The organism is Streptomyces flavofungini, assembly GCF_014650815.1.
In the GTDB taxonomy this organism is placed as follows: Bacteria; Actinomycetota; Actinomycetes; order Streptomycetales; family Streptomycetaceae; genus Streptomyces; species Streptomyces flavofungini.
Genome location: NZ_BMVR01000008.1, coordinates 105742 through 121663, shown reverse-complemented (window position 1 = coordinate 121663; position 15922 = coordinate 105742). Strand labels below are relative to the sequence as shown.

Genomic DNA, 15922 nt, shown 5'->3' with positions numbered 1-15922 from the left:
TGGAAGCCCGGGCGGGAGCCGACGGCGGACCGGCCGAGATATCAGCCGAGATATCAGCCGAGATATCGGCCGAGGGATCAGTTGAGGGATGAGCCGAGGGATCGGCTGAGAGATCAGTCGGGAGAGCAGCCGAGAGATCAGGGGAGTCTCGGGGCTCGACCCTGATGCCCCTGGCCGTGCCCGCGTGTGAACATCGGACACATGCCGGAAGCCGCAGCTGTACCCATCGAAGACGAGCGGCCGCTGCGGAAGCTCTATCGCAGCGGTGAGGGCCGCCTGCTCGGCGGGGTCGCACGCGGCCTCGCGGGGCATCTGGGGCTGCCCGTGATCTGGGTGCGGATCATCTTCATCGGCCTGTTCCTGGACAACGGCCTGGGCGCGCTGCTGTACGCGGCGTTCTGGTTCTTCGTGCCCCTGGGCGTGGGCGGCGTCGGCGGCGCCCAGCGACCGGCCGTGGTGTCGACGGAGACGGCGCCGGACGGCCGCCGCAAGCTGGTCGCCCGCAAGCCGGACAAGGGCCAGATCGTCGCGCTGGCCGCGATGGTCATCATCGTCATGGTCTTCGTCGGCAGCGTCGACCTGGAAGGTCCGACGCAGGCCTATCTGTGGCCGACCCTGCTCGTCGCCGCCGGTGTCGCGCTGGTCTGGCGCCAGGCGGACAACGCCCGCAGGGCCCGCTGGATGGAGGTCGGCCGCCGACGGCGCACGCTGACGATCGCGCGGACCGCCGCCGGAGTGGTCCTCGTCGGCGTCGGCGTGTCCGGCATCTTCGTCCTGCGGGGCTCCGCGTCCGACCTCGGGGCGGCGCTGCAGGCGGCGCTCGCCGTGCTCGTCGGTATCGCGCTGCTCGCGGGCCCCTATCTGGTGCGGATGTCGCAGGACCTCTCCGAGGAGCGCCTGATGCGCATCCGCGCCCAAGAGCGCGCGGAGGTCGCCGCGCACGTGCACGACTCGGTGCTGCACACCCTGACCCTGATCCAGCGCAACGCGGACAGCGCGAACGAGGTCCGCCGCCTCGCCCGCGCCCAGGAACGCGACCTGCGCGCCTGGCTGTACAAACCGGAGGGCACCGGCAAGGACGAGGCGGAGGAGCCCGACACCCTCGCCGAGGCGGTGCGCCGCAGCGCCGCCGAGGTCGAGGACAAGCACGGCGTCCCGATCGAGGTGGTCGTCGTCGGGGACTGCCCGCTCGACGAGGGCCTGACGGCACAGATGCAGGCCGCGCGGGAAGCGATGGTGAACGCCGCCAAGTACGGTGGCGAGGGCGGCGCGGTGCAGGTCTTCGCCGAAGTCGAGGGGGAGACGGTCTTCGTGTCCGTGCGGGACCGAGGCCCGGGATTCGATCTGGATTCCGTGCCGGACGACCGCATGGGCGTACGAGAATCGATCATCGGCCGGATGCAGCGGCACGGCGGTACGGCGCGGTTGCGCGCGGTGCCGGGCGGCGGCACGGAAGTCGAGCTGGAGATGGAGAGGACGGCGGCGACATGAGCGACGCGACCGAAGAGGGCGGACCGGCGGCGGCCGACGTCCAGCAGGGCGGCGAGGCGGGCGGGGCCGAGGCCGGGCGGCGCGTGCGGGTCGTCCTCGTCGACGACCACCGGATGTTCCGCACGGGCGTGCAGGCGGAGATCGGCCAGACGGAGCGCACGGGCGTCGAGGTGGTCGGCGAGGCCGCCGACGTCGACCAGGCGGTCACGGTCATCACGGCGACGCGCCCCGAGGTGGTGCTGCTCGACGTGCACCTGCCGGGCGGCGGCGGGGTCGAAGTCCTGCGCCGGTGCGCGCCGTTGATGGCGGACGCGGAGAACCCGGTGCGGTTCCTCGCGCTGTCGGTGTCGGACGCCGCGGAGGACGTCATCGGGGTCATCCGGGGCGGCGCCCGCGGCTATGTCACCAAGACGATCACCGGCACGGACCTGGTCGACTCGATCTTCCGGGTCCAGGAGGGCGACGCGGTGTTCTCGCCGCGGCTCGCCGGTTTCGTCCTGGACGCGTTCGCGTCGACGGACGCGGCGCCGGTCGACGAGGACCTGGACCGCCTCACGCAGCGCGAGCGCGAGGTGCTGCGGCTCATCGCGCGCGGGTACGCGTACAAGGAGATCGCCAAGCAGCTCTACATCTCCGTGAAGACGGTCGAGTCGCATGTCTCGGCGGTGCTGCGCAAGCTCCAGCTCTCCAACCGGCACGAGCTGACGCGGTGGGCGACCGCGCGGCGCCTGGTCTGACGGCGCGGGGCGCCGGGTCCGACGGCGGGCCGGACTCACCCCACCCGCACCGCCCCCGCGAACGGCATCTGGCTGATGGGCGCGAGCCGCACCGGCGCGCTCGGGTTCGGGGCGTGGATCATTTTGCCGTCGCCGACGTAGAGGCCGACGTGGCTGATGCCGGAGTAGAAGAACACCAGGTCACCCGGCTGGAGTTCGGCGCGGGAGACGCGTCGTCCGGCGTCGATCTGGGCGTAGGTGGTGCGCGGCAGGGAGACGCCCGCCGCGCGGTACGCGGCCTGGGTGAGGCCGGAGCAGTCGAAGGCGCTCGGGCCGGTGGCGCCCCACACGTAGGGGCTGCCGAGCGCCTTGTAGGCGTACGAGACGGCCGCCGACGCCCGGGAGCCGGCACCCTTCGAGGCGCCCGGCGCGGGGGCGCGGGGCGCCTCGCGCGAGGCCCGGTCGGCGTCACCGGCCGCCCCGTCCGCGGCCAGCCGGGCGCGCTCCTCGGCGGTCAGCCGCGCGAGCAGCCGCTTGGCCTCGCCGAGCTTGCCGGTCACGGTCTTCTTGTGCTTCCGCAGGTCCGCCTGGCGGGACTTGAGGTCGTCGAGCGTGCCGTCCGCCTCGGTGTGCAGCTGGTCGAGCTCGCGGATCTGGTGGCGTACGTCGGTGACGGTGGCCGCCTGGCGGTGGCCCGCGCGGTCGGCGCGGCTGGCCCGGTCGAGGAACTCGTCCGGGTCGGAGGAGAGCGCCAACTGCACCGACGGGTCGATGGCGCCCGTGCGGTACTGGGCGGTGGCCAGTGAACCCAGGCCCTGGCGGGCGGTGTTGAGCTTCTCGGTCCTGCGCGCGGCCTCGTCCCGCAGGTCGGTCAGGGACTTCTCGGCCTTGTCGGCCTTCTCCTTGGCGCCGTTGTACTTCTCGGTGGCGACCTCGGCCTCGCGGTAGAGCTCGTCGACCTTGACCTTCACCTCGCTGGGGGTGAGCTTGGGCTCCGCGTGTCCGGTGCCCTCGAAGGCGGTCGCGGTGGCGGCCGACGCGAGGGCGAGAGTGGCGGCCGTACGGGCCGTATGGCCGCTGAGCGAGCGCTGCTTGGGCTTGCGGTGCGCTGCCACGGAGGCTCCACGTCCTTCCTTGTGGCCGGGCCCGCACCGGTGCCGCCGAACCTGGCGCCGCTGCGGTGCCGGTCCGGCGGCGCCCGCACGGGGGAGCGGGACGCCGTCGGACTTTCTCGGCGGAGGTGGCCGACTGCCGTCCCAGGACGGGGCGGCGGTGGGGAGTCGGTCACCTGGCAGAGGACGCTAAACCTGACCGTCACCGGTTCGTGACCCGATGTGCGCTAACGACGGATGACTGGCGCGGAGTGAACGGATCCGAGCGGCCAGGACGAGGGGCGGTGGCGGGTTTCGCGGTGCGCGTGACCGATGTGGCGCTTGTGGCCCGCCCGGTCGGCGGCGGGTGCTAAGGCGCCGCCCCGTAGCGGCGGCGGTCCCGGCGGTCCCGGCGGTCCCGGCGGCCCCGGGCGTCCTGGCGGCCCCGGCGGTCCTGGCGGCCCGGCGACCGGGACGACCGGCCGGACCCGCCCGGCCCGCGCCGGGGGCCGGGAATTAGGCTCCGCCCCATGGACGTACTCATCCATCTCTTCGTCGGCCTGCACATCATCGGCATCGCCTCGCTCCTGGGCGGCTTCCTGACCCAGATGAAGGCCATGGGCGCGGGCACGGCCCGGTTCAGCCCCGCGATGCTGCACGGCGCGTTGACCATGTTGATCACCGGATTCGCCCTCGTCGGGCTGAACCAGGCGGACGACAACACGGTCAACAACGTCAAGATCGGCATCAAGCTCGCCCTGTTGATCGTGATCCTCGGGCTCGTGTACGTGAAGCGGGACGAGGAGAAGGTCGCCAAGGGGATGTTCGGGGCGGTCGGCGGCCTGACGACGGCGAACATCTTCATCGCGGTCCTCTGGACCTAGGGCCTGTCCGATGGGTCGGACAGGCCCTGGAACGCCCTCTTGTACGTGTGGGCCCGCCCCGACCGGGGCGGGCCCACACGCGCGTAAGCGTCCCTGAGTTTTCGTGCCTCTACGTAGACAGCGATTACGTGGGCCGCAGACAGCGATTACGCGGGCCGCACCACGCTGTGGATCGGCATGTAGTAGATCGACTCGACGCGGACGTTCGCGCCCGGCTTCGGGGCGTGGATCATCTTGCCGTCGCCGATGTAGATCCCTACGTGGCTGATGTCGTCGTAGAAGAAGACCAGGTCGCCCGGCTTGGCCTTGGAGGTCGGCACGGTCGTGCCGACCTTCACCTGGTCCCAGGTGGTGCGCGGCAGCGAGATCCCGGCGGTCTTCCAGGCCGCCTGGGTGAGCCCGGAGCAGTCGTAGGAGCCGGGCCCGGTGGCGCCCCACACATAGGGCTTGCCCATCTGTTTCTCGGCGAAGGCGATCACCTTCTGGGCCTTGGCCGCGTAACTGCCGTCCGTACTGCCGGAGCCCGAACCCGAGCCGGAACCCGTGTCCGAGCCGGAGCCCGCCCCCGAGCCGCTGTCCGAACCGGACCCCGAACCGGACCCCGAGCCCTCGTCCTGACCCCGCTCACGCTCCCGCTCGCGCCGTTCCGCGGCTTCCTTCGCCTTCCGCTCCCGCTCCTCCGCGGCCTGCTTGCGCGCGAGTTCGGCCGCCTTGCGCTTGGCGGCCTCCTTCGCGCCTTCTCCTCGGCGGTCAGCTTCGACAGGACCGAGCGGGCCTCGGTCAGCTTGGTCTGGACGGTCTGCTTGCTCGACCGGAGGTCGTCGCGCGAGTCCTGCAGCGACTTCAGGCTCTTCGCGGCCTTCGTGCGCTGCTTGGTCGCCGCGACCTGCTGGGTCTGGTAGTCGTCGACGGCCTTCTTCTGGCGGCTGGTGAGCCGGTCCGCGAGGTGGTTCTGGTCGAAGAAGCCCTTGGGGTCGTCGGCGAGCATCATCGTGGCGGTCTCGGAGACGGCACCGGTGCGGTACTGCGCGGCGGCGAAGGAGCCCAGCTCCTGCCGGGCCTCGTTCAGCCGGTCCGTGCGCTTGGCCACGTCGTCCAGGAGCCGGTCGGCCTTCTTGCGCTGCTTGTCGGTGCGCTCCTTGGCCGAGTTGTACTTCTGCGTGGCCACACCGGCCTGCTGGTAGAGGTCGTCGACCTTCTTCTGGACCTCTTCGAGGCTGGGCTTCCCGGGCTCGGCGGGGGCGGACGGCGCGGCGTTCGCGCTCTGCGACAGGAGGGCCACCGACGTCAGGGCGGCCGTCGTGATGCCAAGGGCCGGGGTCGTGCGTATGAGGGCTGAGCGGCTGCGCGGCTTGCGGTGCGACGCCAAAGCTGGCGACTCCTTCCGTGGACCGCCTACCGGGTTAGCTGTCGGGTTCGGGCGGGTGGTTCGGAAGGCTGCCCTACCGTCCCGTACGTCGTACGGGACGGATTCACCCCAAAAAACTTGGTGGGTCCCCGGCTCCGAACGCGTCGGACTCGGCGGAGGCCGCGCGTGACCGGCGGGGATCGCCGGTGGGGGGACGTGCGGCCCGCGGAGCACGCTAGCCAACTCCCGTGGCACGAGGGAAGGATGATGTTCGATATGCCCGATACATTTTCGTGACTTTACGAGGCCCTTGGCGCCGCCATGACGCGGAAGGGCGCGGTCGTTGCGCAGCGTGACGGGGCCTGTGCGCGGAGCGGAGAACCCGGTGCGGGCGGGCCCCGGTGGCCGGATCCGGGACGGGCTCGGGACCGGCTCGTGGAACCCGGGGCGGGTTGTCAGTGGGGCCGCCTAGACTCGGGAGGCGATGAGCAGCCTCTTTGACGACAGCTTCCTGGCGGACCTCAAGCCCTCGCAGGGCCACGACGAGGAACCCCCGCCGCCGCCCGAGGACAGCGCTCCGGAGCCCATTCCGGACGACTTGTTCCAAGGGAAGTTCGACGCGCCCGCACCCCGGGACGCGTACTACCGGGACGGTGCCCCCCGCCCCGCGATCGACCCGGCGGCGCTGCTCGACGGCCTGAACGAGAACCAGCGCGCGGCCGTCGTGCACGCGGGCTCCCCGCTGCTCATCGTCGCCGGCGCCGGCTCCGGCAAGACGCGCGTGCTGACCCACCGCATCGCGTACCTCCTCGCGGAGCGCGGCGCGCACCCCGGCCAGATCCTCGCGATCACGTTCACGAACAAGGCCGCGGGCGAGATGAAGGAGCGCGTCGAGCAGCTCGTCGGCCCGCGCGCGGGCGCGATGTGGGTGTCGACGTTCCACAGCGCGTGCGTGCGCATCCTGCGCCGGGAGTACAAGAAGCTGGGCTTCACGTCCTCCTTCTCGATCTACGACGCCGCCGACTCCAAGCGCCTGATGGCCCTGGTCTGCCGCGACCTGGACCTCGACCCGAAGAAGTTCCCGCCGAAGTCCTTCAGCGCCAAGATCTCGAACCTGAAGAACGAGCTGATCGACGAGGAGGACTTCGCGGGCCAGGCCGCTGGGGGCACCTCCCAGACGGAGTCTGGGGGAGGGTTCGAGAAGACCCTCGCCCAGGCGTACGCGATGTACCAGTCGCGGCTCCGAGAGGCCAACGCCCTCGACTTCGACGACCTGATCATGACGACGGTGAACCTGCTGCGCGCCTTCCCGGACGTGGCCGAGCACTACCGCCGCCGCTTCCGCCACGTGATGGTGGACGAGTACCAGGACACCAACCACGCCCAGTACGCCCTCGTGCGCGAGCTGGTGGGCCCCTCCGGAGAGGGGCAGGAGCCCGGCGAGCTGTGCGTCGTCGGCGACGCCGACCAGTCCATCTACGCCTTCCGCGGCGCCACGATCCGCAACATCCTCCAGTTCGAGGAGGACTACCCGGACGCGACGACGATCCTCCTGGAGCAGAACTACCGCTCCACGCAGACGATCCTGACCGCGGCCAACGCCGTCATCGAGCGCAACGAGAGCCGCCGCCCCAAGAACCTGTGGACCAACGCGGGCGCGGGCGCCCGCATCACCGGATACGTGGCGGACACCGAGCACGACGAGGCCCAGTTCGTCGCCGACGAGATCGACCGCCTCACCGACGCGGGCGACGCCAAGTCCGGCGACGTGGCGATCTTCTACCGCACGAACGCCCAGTCCCGCGTCTTCGAAGAGATCTTCATCCGCGTCGGCCTGCCCTACAAGGTCGTCGGCGGCGTGCGGTTCTACGAGCGCAAGGAAGTCCGCGACGTCCTCGCGTACTTGAGGGTGCTCGCCAACCCCGAGGACACCGTCCCGCTGCGCCGCATCCTGAACGTGCCGAAGCGCGGCATCGGCGACCGCGCCGAAGCGATGATCGACGCCCTCGCGCAGCGCGAGAAGATCTCCTTCCCGCAGGCGCTGCGCCGCGTCGACGAGGCGTACGGCATGGCGGCCCGCTCCACGAACGCCGTGCGGCGCTTCAACACGCTCATGGAGGAGCTGCGCACCGTCGTGGAGTCCGGCGCGGGCCCCGCAGTCGTCCTGGAGGCGGTCCTGGAGCGGACCGGCTACCTGGCCGAGCTGCAGTCCTCCACCGACCCGCAGGACGAGACGCGCATCGAGAACCTCCAGGAACTGGCCGCCGTGGCCCTGGAGTTCGAGCAGGACAACAACACCGCCGCAGGGGCGAACACCGCCGCCGAGGGTGCGGGGGCGGCCGCCGAGGGCGCCGAGACGGCCCCTGAGGGCACCGAGGCCGCCGCCGTCGAGGGTGCCGAGCCCCCGGAGGGTGCCGCTCCCGCCGGGTCGCTCTCCGACTTCCTGGAGCGCGTCGCCCTCGTCGCCGACTCCGACCAGATCCCCGACGAGGAGGACGACGGCTCCGGAGTCATCACGCTCATGACGCTGCACACCGCCAAGGGCCTGGAATTCCCCGTCGTGTTCCTGACCGGCATGGAGGACGGCGTCTTCCCGCACATGCGCGCCCTCGGCCAGGTCAAGGAGCTGGAGGAGGAGCGGCGGCTCGCGTACGTCGGCATCACGCGCGCGCGGGAGCGGCTGTACCTGACCCGCTCCACCCTGCGCAGCGCCTGGGGCCAGCCGTCGTACAACCCGCCGTCGCGCTTCCTGGAGGAGATCCCGGAGGCCCATCTGGACTGGAAGCGGACGGGATCCGTCGGCGCGCCCGCGTCGTCCGGGCCCGCCGCCGGGGTCGCCGCCTCGCTGTCGTCGTCGCGCTCGCGCGCGGGCGGCGCGCAGGGCTTCGCCACCCGCCGTGCCTCGGAGAAGCCGGTGGTCTCGCTCGCCATCGGCGACCGCGTCACGCACGACCAGTTCGGACTCGGCACGGTGGTCGGCGTGAAGGGCACCGGGGCGAACGCCGAGGCGACGGTCGACTTCGGCGAGGAGAAGCCGAAGCGGCTGCTGTTGAGGTACGCGCCGGTGGAAAAGCTGTAGCCCTCACTCGGAGTAAGAGGGACACTCTCTAAGGGCAACTCCAGTGACGGGGGCTGGAGTTGCACCCTTCGGGGAGATGCCGCATGCGCTGACGCGGGCCTACGGGAAGACCGACGCCGCCCTACAGGGAGCAGCGCCCTACGGGGAGAGCAATGTCCTACGGAGAGAGCGGCGGGCTTTAGGTCGGGTCCAGCCCGTGGCTGCGCAGCCACGGCAGCGGGTCGATCGCCGAGCCGCCGCCCGGGCGGACCTCGAAGTGCAGGTGCGGGCCGGTGGAGTTGCCGGAGTTCCCGGAGAAGGCGATGGTCTCGCCCGCCTTCACGGGGCCGCTCGCGATCTTGTGCGTGGAGAGGTGGCAGTACCACGTCTCCGTGCCGTCCTTGGCGGTCACGATCGCCATGTTGCCGTAGGCGCTGTTGTACTTCGTGGAGACCGTGCCGTCGGTGGCGGCCTTGACCTCCGTGCCGTACGACACCGGAAAGTCGATCCCGGAGTGCGCGGACATCCAGTTGACGCCCGCCTGGCCGTAGTAGGCGCTCAGGCCGTGCTGCGCGACGGGCAGCGAGAACTTCGGCCGCAGCCGCTCCTTGCGCGCGGCCTCCGCGACGGCCTGCTTGTGCGCGGCGACCTTCTGGGCCTTGAGGTCGATGCGTTCCTGCGTGCGGCTCGCGCGGTCCGCGAAGTCGCCCGCGTCCGCGGAGAGGTTCGCCAACTGCGTGTCGAGCTTGTTGTTGGCGGTGGACGGCTTCACGGTCGCCGGGTCCGGGGCGGAAGCCTGCGTGTCCTTGCCGTCGTCGCCCCCGCCGAGACCGCCGACGGAGGCCGCGGCCACACCGGCGACGCCCATCACGCAGGCCGACGGCACCGCGACGGTGAACAGCGCGGAACGCTTGGCGGGGGAGCGGCGCGAGCGGGACCGCCCACGGGGCGCGGCCGACCGGGCGGAACGGGAGCGCTCGGGGCGGTCCACCGGCGCGTAGTCGCTGAGGTCGGCGCGCTCGTCGTCGGCCCGATCGCCGTGCTCCGCGTGCTCGGTGACCGGTTCGACGCCGCCGAGCCGATCGCCGGACGCCTCGTCGGGCAGGAACGCGTGCGTGGCGTCGTCGCCGTCGTACGCCGTGTCGCCGGACCCGTACGCCTCGGGGCCCATGGCCGCCGGCGCCTCGTACGGATCCTGGACGGCGTAACCGTTCTGCGTGTCGTACGCCGTGTCGTGCGCTTCGTAGGCGTCGTGTTGCTGCGGGGCGCCGTACGCGTCGTGCTGGTGCCCGGCTTCGTAGGCGTCGTGCTGGGGTGCCTCGTACGTGTCGTGCTGCGGGGTGTCGTACGCGTCGTGGCCGCCGGAGTTCCAGGCGGTGGCGTCGTACGCGCCGGTGTCGAAGACCTGCGTGGCCCACTGGCCGGTCGCCGGTGACTCGTTCCAGGCGGTGGCGTCCCAGGTGGCGCCGGAGTCCGGGCCCGGCTGGGAGGGGATGTCCGACAGCGGCTGGAAGGAGGTGCCCCAGGCGGTGGTGTCGTGGGTGCCGGTGTCGTACCCGGGCTGGGCCGCGTACGCGTCGTACGTCAGGGTCTGCTGCGTGCCGGTCGTGGACCACTGGCCGGTGTCGTGGCCGCCCGGCAGATCGCCGAAGAGCGGGTCGGTCGCGAAGCCCGCGGCGGGCACGGCGAAACCGGAACCGGAAGTGTCGAAGCCGCCCGTTGCTCCATAGCCGTCAGGGGCGTTGAAAGCGGTGGTGGAGAAGGTGCCGGTGGAATAGCCGTCGTACCCGAGGTGGCCGACGTGCTGCGCGCCCTGCTGGTCGTAGGACCCATAGGGCGGGCAGTCGGCGTCGGGTGCCGGGGCCGGAGCGGGGGTCTCCGACGGGTGACGGTCGTTCACCAACTTCTCTTTCGCCTCGACAGCATGGGCTGGCAGAGCAGTGCCGCGACTGTACCCGGCGGTACGCGGGCGCGACAATCTTCGTCAGGTTTCCTGCTCGCCGGAAACGGTCATTCGGCCGCCTTTCGGCGGTCCCCGGGCACAGCTTTGGCTCTGTGTTCGAGGTTCGTTCGAGTGCGAGGGGTGGGATCGCGTCCGGATCGGGCCGTGCGGAACCGGAATCCGGAGCCGCCCGTCCGGCTGCGGCGAACCGGAATCCGACGCCGGGTCAGGCCACCGTGAGGCCACCGGCCGACGCGGCGGGGGCCATGCCCGACTCTGCGAGGTCGAGGGCCTGGCGGATCGCCGTCGCCACCGCGGGGTGCACCGGCAGGGCGAGATGGCCGATGCCGGAGACGCGGATGTTCCGCGCGAGCAGGTCCGGGTGGTCGACGCAGGCCGTCTCGACGGGGTCCATGATCTGGTCCAGCTCGCTCCAGAAACTCATGAACCGCGTACGACAGCCCGGCGCGGGCTCCCGCAGCTCCGCCACCACGTCCGAGTCCGGCCGCATCTGGCGCACGATCGGGTGCGCGTCCGCGAGCGGCGCCACCCGGGTGCCCGAGTGCGGCGTGCCCAGGGTGACGAGGGTGCGGACGCGGGCGTCGCCGCCCAGGCGCTGCGCATAGTAACGGGCGATGAGGCCGCCGAGGCTGTGGCCGACGATGTCCACCCGGTCATGGCCGGTGCGCTCGCATATCTCCTCTATGTGGCGGCCGAGCAGTTCGGCGGCGGTACGGATGTCGCAGGTCAGCGGCGAGTAGTTGAGGGACTCCAGGTGCTGCCTGCCGTGCTGGGCGAGATTGCGGCGCAGCAGCACGAACACGGAGCGGTTGTCGATGAAGCCGTGCAGGAGCAGGACCGGGGGTTTGTCGGTCGCGGGCAGCCGGGGGGCGTCCGGTGAGGGCGGCGGGGGAACTGCCCGGCGTTCCTGGGTGATGCCCGATGGATACAGCAGGAGGTGTCCGGCGAGGATCACGAACTCGAGCGCGGTCGCCTTCAGCAGTGCGAGCGGCAGGCCCGCGAGGCTGGCGGGCAGCAGGGCGCCGCAGCGGCGAAAGGGCTGGACCCTCGTGATTGTCATGTCGACCTCCCGGTCGGCACACGGAAGGCGGCTCTGTCCCCCGTGTACCCCTAGTGGGAAGCCGGAGGTGGGCCTTGCCGTCCCCACGGCGTGGCGTACTCCTTGGCGATGCGCCGACACCACCGCGCCGTGCGGCTGACGGCGCGGTGGTGTGGCGGCCTCGCGGTGGCTCCCCTCACGCGGTCCCCGACGCGGCCCGGGCGCCGGGTGGGATCCGGCCCGGGTGCCGGGGCGGATCCGGCCCATGTGCCGGTTGCATACGGGAGCGGCGCGCAGCGAACGTGTCCCACCGTGTGATTTCCCCCTCGCTCTCCACCACGAAACTGCGGGCTGCGCGATGCTGGAGATAACGTTCGTTCACCTACCCGGCCGGTGCGGCGCGGGGTGTCCGTGCCGGGACCGCTGGATCTCCGGCACGACGGGATTCCGCAGAGGGCTCTCTGTACATGGAGGCAGTGATGGGTGTGGCAGCCGGTCCGATCCGCGTGGTGGTCGCCAAGCCGGGGCTCGACGGCCACGATCGCGGGGCCAAGGTGATCGCGCGGGCGCTGCGCGACGCCGGCATGGAGGTCATCTACACCGGCCTGCACCAGACGCCCGAGCAGGTCGTCGACACCGCGATCCAGGAGGACGCCGACGCGATCGGCCTGTCCATCCTGTCCGGTGCCCACAACACCCTCTTCGCCCGGGTCATCGAACTCCTCAAGGAGCGCGACGCGGAGGACATCAAGGTCTTCGGTGGCGGGATCATCCCCGAAGAGGACATTCCGCCGCTGAAGGAGAAGGGCGTCGCGGAGATCTTCACGCCCGGGGCGACGACGACGGCCATCGTGGAGTGGGTACGGGAGAACGTGCGGCAGCCGACCGAGGCGTAGGCCTCTGCGGTTCTCCAGGCCCTCCAGGCCCTCCAGGGTCTCGCGGTTCGGGGTGGGCCCCCGCTCCGTGGGCGCCGCTGCGGCGGTGGGGCCGGGGTGGCTGTGCCGTGCGCTCCCCCGCGCCACGCGGCCCTCGCCCGGCCACCCCACCTCAACCGTCCAGTTCCGCGCGCATCGCCGCCCGCAGGCGCAACGTGCTGACCAGGCGCTGGAACGCCTCCGACCAGTAGCCGCCCGCCCCGGGGGACGCGTCCTCGGGCTCGTCCGGGGTCGCCGTCAGGGCCTCCAGGCGTACCGCCTCCGCCGGGTCCAGACAGCGCTCCGCCAGGCCCATCACACCGCTGAAACTCCACGGGTAGCTGCCCGCGTCCCGGGCGATGTTCAGCGCGTCCACCACCGCGCGGCCCAGCGGGGGCGCCCACGGCACCGCGCACACGCCGAGCAGCTGGAACGCCTCCGACAGGCCGTGGGCGTCGATGAACCCGGCGACCCACTCGGCCCGTTCGGCCGCGGGCAGCGTGGTGAGGAGCTTGGCGCGCTCCGCGAGGGACACCGCGCCCGGGCCGGCCGCGTCCGGTGCCGACGGGGAGCCGAGCAGCGCCCTCGACCAGCCCGTGTCCCGCTGCCGTACGGCAGCGCGGCACCAGGCGGCGTGCAGTTCGCCGCGCCAGCCGTCGGCCACGGGCAGCGCCACGATGTCGTCCGGGGTGCGGTCGCCGAGGCGGCGCTGCCAGGTCGCCAGGGGTGCGGACTCCACCAACTGGCCGAGCCACCAGGAGCGTTCACCCCGCCCGGCGGGCGGCTTCGGCGCGACGCCGTCCCGCTCCATGCCCGCGTCGCACTCGTGCGGCGCCTCCACGGTCAGCTCCGGTCGGCCCGCCGTGCGGTCCAGGGCCACACAGGAGGCGGCCCGGTCGGCCATGCGGGCGGCCAGCGCCGAACCCGGCAGTGCGGACAGCAACTCGGCCGCCGTGGACCGGACGTTGCGGCTCCGGTCGCCGAGCGCCTGCTCCAGGAACGGCTCGTCGGCCCCGCCCAGCCCCGTGCGCAGCGAGTCCAGGAACATCAGCCGGTCCTCCGCCCGCTCCGTCGTCCAGGTGTCGGACAGCAGCTCACGGGCGTCGTCCGGGGCGTGCGCGCGGAGGGTGGCGAGGAGGGTGACGCGCTCCGCGAACAGGCCTTCCTGCCAGCGCCGTTGGAGCTCCCGCTGCCCCTGCGGGCCGGTCTCCGGGGCGCTGCCCGGCGCCGCGCGCAGCGCGAACTTCCAGTCCGGGTTGAACCGGGCCAGCCACTGGGCGCGCGGGCCCGCGAAGGCCAGGGCCTGGGGGCGCAGGTCGGTGCGCCCGCGGGCCGCGTTCAGGAGGGCGGGCAGCAGCTCCGGGGGTGCCGTGAAGCCCCGGTCGCCGGCCAGGGCCAGCCACTGGGGCAGCAGTTCCATCAGGTCGGGTGCGGTGCCTCGGCGGCCGCCGCTCGCGCTCGGGTGGTCGGCGAGCAGGGTCGCGAGCCTGCGCCGGGCCGCCGCCGGGACGACGGGGCGGGGGTCGGCGGGCGCGGGGGCGGGGCGGTCGGCCGCGGGGGCGGGGCGCAGGCCCGCCCGGCGTCGTACGGTCTGGACGGCGGCCGCGTCCAGCAGGGCCGCCGGGGCCTGCCTGCCGGGGGCGGTGAGCGGCGGGGTGCGCCGGTCCGTTCCCAGGAGCGCCGCCGTGACCAGCTCCTCCCAGGGCGTGCGGGCGTGCCGCCCGGCTGCTTCCGCGTGCGCGGTGGGTGGGGTCATCTCCCCTCCTTCTCCTTGACTCTCGTGTCGAGAGCTTCGTGTCGAGAACTTCTTGTCGAGACGCCGAGTGCCTTCAACGGCCTTGCTGGAAGGTCTTCTTGAGTACGTGGTCCCGCGGCCCGGTCCGCCGCGCGAGGCGCCGTCGTGCGACGCCGACGGCCCGACTCCTACGTCGACCGCGCGCGTCACAGCCGTACGGTCTCCGCCTGCGCGTGCGGCCACGCCGACAGTGGGGTGAAGCCCTGGTGGCCGCATTCGCCGAAGACTGTGAGCGGGGCGCCGCCGGAGAGGGCGACCAGGCGCCACAGGCCGGCGCGGGACGCGGCGGTGGGGGTGATCGGCAGGGCTGTCTCGCTGGCGGCGTCGGCCAGTTGCCAGTCCGGGCCGTTCGGGACGGGGACGACCCGGTGGAGGGTGACCGGCCAGGTGTCGAGCCAGGGGTCGTCGCGCAGCGCCTCGCCGTACCGGGCGGTCGCCTCGGTGGGCGAGATGCCGGGCGGGTGGCCCGTGGTGGGGGCCGGTGCCGTGAACTGCTCGCCCAGGTCGGCGCGGAGCTGCCGGGACGCCGGGTCCGCGGCGTACGGGACCAGCTCGGCGTCCAGGGCCAGGCCGACCGGCAGGGCCAGGGAGGGCACGCGGCCCGCCGCTCCGTACGACAGGAGCAGGGCGGTGCGCCCAGACCTCTGTCCGTGCACCCATATGCGGCGCGTGGTCAGCTTGTTGTCGGCGGTGTCGTACTGCGCGAGGACCTGCCAGGTGTCCCGCAGCGGCGTGCCCTGCGCGGGGGCGGGCAGGCCCGTACGGGAGCGGACCGTGGCGGCCAGGGTGTCGGGCAGGGCGTCGTGGCGCAGCCAGCCCGAGGTGAGCAGGTGCAGCAGCGCGCACTCCTCCAGGAGGCGGGCGGGCCAGCCGGGCCCCGAGGCCGGTATGGCGCCCAACTCCCGCACCCGCGCGGCAAGGCCGGGCGCCTGGGCGTCGACCATGCGGGCCGCGGTCTCCTCCCACATGCCGTACCCCGCCTGCTCGGCCGCCGCCATGCCGCCGCGCAGCAGGTCGGACAGGCGGCGCTCCAGCTCCGTGGCCCCCGCCGTGACGCGCTCCGCCCTGCGTTCCGCGCGCTTGCGCGCGGCCTCCGGATCGGCGGGCGCCGCGGCCCCCGGCCCGGGCCCGGCGCCGGGTGAACTCCGCTTCGCCGCCGCCTTCTCGCGGCGTCCGTCCAGCCACTCCCGCGCCCAGTCCGGCGGCTGCTCCCCGTCCGGCACGGCTCGTCCGCCGCCCCCGTCCCCGGCCCAGAGAAGGAGCAGGCCGAGCGCGTGCTTGCACGGGAACTTGCGGCTCGGGCAACTGCACTTGTACGCCGGGCCCGCCACGTCCGCCGTGTCTATCACCGTCTGATACGGCTTGCTGCCGCTGCCCTTGCACAGTCCCCACACGGCCCCCTCGCCGGAACTTCCCGCCCGCGACCACGGCCCGGCGATGCCGAGCCTGCTTCCCGCCTTCTGTGACGACGCGTCAGGTGCCAGTGCCAGCACCTGGTCCGCCGTCCAGCGCACCCCCTGCTGAGTCATGAGTCGAAGGTAGGTCCCGGCACTGACAATCGACCTCGCGCTCATTATCCGCGCAGGTCAGGGGTGTTCCGCGGTCGATTGTCAGTGGCGTGGT

At 72.6% G+C, this 15922-nt stretch carries 10 protein-coding genes, 1 pseudogene and 1 riboswitch; of the genes and pseudogenes, 5 read left to right on the top strand and 6 right to left on the bottom strand.

All coding sequences use genetic code 11. The annotated features are described in order from the left end of the window. The first annotated feature begins 201 nt into the window (after positions 1–201). Together IE274_RS21940 and IE274_RS21935 are read left to right on the top strand one after the other, a co-directional pair. Positions 202–1491: an ATP-binding protein gene (locus IE274_RS21940; RefSeq protein ID WP_190117570.1), complete on the top strand. Its 1290-nt coding sequence runs from the start codon at positions 202–204 to the stop codon at positions 1489–1491. Further along, positions 1488–2228: a LuxR C-terminal-related transcriptional regulator gene (locus IE274_RS21935; protein ID WP_190117569.1), complete on the top strand. Its 741-nt coding sequence runs from the start codon at positions 1488–1490 to the stop codon at positions 2226–2228. Before IE274_RS21940 ends, IE274_RS21935 begins: the two co-directional genes overlap by 4 nt. Positions 2229–2263: 35 nt before the next feature. Here IE274_RS21935 and IE274_RS21930 read toward each other — a convergent pair whose 3' ends face one another. Then, positions 2264–3322, bottom strand: coding sequence for a C40 family peptidase (locus IE274_RS21930; protein ID WP_190117568.1), 1059 nt, complete (start codon positions 3320–3322; stop codon positions 2264–2266). A 506-nt stretch (positions 3323–3828) separates the two neighbouring features. On the opposite strand from IE274_RS21930, the gene IE274_RS21925 reads away from it, so the two are divergent. Continuing rightward, on the top strand, positions 3829–4182 hold the full coding sequence (locus IE274_RS21925; RefSeq protein ID WP_190117567.1) for a hypothetical protein: 354 nt from the start codon (positions 3829–3831) through the stop codon (positions 4180–4182). Positions 4183–4328: 146 nt separating this feature from the next. Here IE274_RS21925 and IE274_RS21920 read toward each other — a convergent pair. After that, positions 4329–5551: pseudogene (locus IE274_RS21920) on the bottom strand (C40 family peptidase). 8 nt (positions 5552–5559) lie between these two features. Further along, a riboswitch (cyclic di-AMP (ydaO/yuaA leader) is annotated at positions 5560–5716 on the bottom strand. Between the two features lie 298 nt (positions 5717–6014). On the opposite strand from IE274_RS21920, the gene IE274_RS21915 reads away from it, so the two are divergent. Then, positions 6015–8609: an ATP-dependent DNA helicase gene (locus tag IE274_RS21915; protein WP_190117566.1), complete on the top strand. Its 2595-nt coding sequence runs from the start codon at positions 6015–6017 to the stop codon at positions 8607–8609. 178 nt (positions 8610–8787) lie between these two features. On the opposite strand, the gene IE274_RS21910 is transcribed toward IE274_RS21915, so the two are convergent. Together IE274_RS21910 and IE274_RS21905 are read right to left on the bottom strand one after the other, a co-directional pair. Next, positions 8788–10488, bottom strand: a complete 1701-nt coding sequence (locus tag IE274_RS21910) for a M23 family metallopeptidase (protein WP_229909722.1) — start codon at positions 10486–10488, stop codon at positions 8788–8790. 268 nt (positions 10489–10756) lie between these two features. Then, positions 10757–11611 (bottom strand): esterase/lipase family protein, encoded by an 855-nt coding sequence (locus tag IE274_RS21905; RefSeq protein WP_190117564.1) that lies wholly within the window; start codon positions 11609–11611, stop codon positions 10757–10759. Positions 11612–12069: 458 nt separating this feature from the next. Between IE274_RS21905 and icmB the strand changes: the two genes are divergently transcribed. Then, complete coding sequence (gene icmB / locus IE274_RS21900) at positions 12070–12486, top strand: coenzyme B12-dependent isobutyryl CoA mutase small subunit (RefSeq protein WP_030361455.1); 417 nt, start codon at positions 12070–12072, stop codon at positions 12484–12486. Positions 12487–12637: 151 nt separating this feature from the next. Here icmB and IE274_RS21895 read toward each other — a convergent pair whose 3' ends face one another. Both IE274_RS21895 and IE274_RS21890 read right to left on the bottom strand, forming a co-directional pair. Continuing rightward, positions 12638–14260, bottom strand: coding sequence for a DUF5691 domain-containing protein (locus tag IE274_RS21895; RefSeq protein ID WP_190117563.1), 1623 nt, complete (start codon positions 14258–14260; stop codon positions 12638–12640). Between the two features lie 185 nt (positions 14261–14445). Continuing rightward, a complete protein-coding gene (locus tag IE274_RS21890; RefSeq protein WP_190117562.1) occupies positions 14446–15828 on the bottom strand; it encodes an SWIM zinc finger family protein in 1383 nt (460 codons plus the stop codon). Between the last annotated feature and the right edge of the window lie 94 nt (positions 15829–15922).

What these genes read in the sequence shown, in the direction of transcription:
- IE274_RS21940 (WP_190117570.1), top strand. Translation starts at nt 202, where the DNA reads ATGCCGGAAGCCGCAGCTGTACCCATCGAAGACGAGCGGCCGCTGCGG.
- IE274_RS21935 (WP_190117569.1), top strand. Translation starts at nt 1,488, where the DNA reads ATGAGCGACGCGACCGAAGAGGGCGGACCGGCGGCGGCCGACGTCCAG.
- IE274_RS21925 (WP_190117567.1), top strand. Translation starts at nt 3,829, where the DNA reads ATGGACGTACTCATCCATCTCTTCGTCGGCCTGCACATCATCGGCATC.
- IE274_RS21915 (WP_190117566.1), top strand. Translation starts at nt 6,015, where the DNA reads ATGAGCAGCCTCTTTGACGACAGCTTCCTGGCGGACCTCAAGCCCTCG.
- IE274_RS21905 (WP_190117564.1), bottom strand. Translation starts at nt 11,611, where the DNA reads ATGACAATCACGAGGGTCCAGCCCTTTCGCCGCTGCGGCGCCCTGCTG.
- icmB (WP_030361455.1), top strand. Translation starts at nt 12,070, where the DNA reads ATGGGTGTGGCAGCCGGTCCGATCCGCGTGGTGGTCGCCAAGCCGGGG.
- IE274_RS21895 (WP_190117563.1), bottom strand. Translation starts at nt 14,260, where the DNA reads ATGACCCCACCCACCGCGCACGCGGAAGCAGCCGGGCGGCACGCCCGC.
- IE274_RS21890 (WP_190117562.1), bottom strand. Translation starts at nt 15,828, where the DNA reads ATGACTCAGCAGGGGGTGCGCTGGACGGCGGACCAGGTGCTGGCACTG.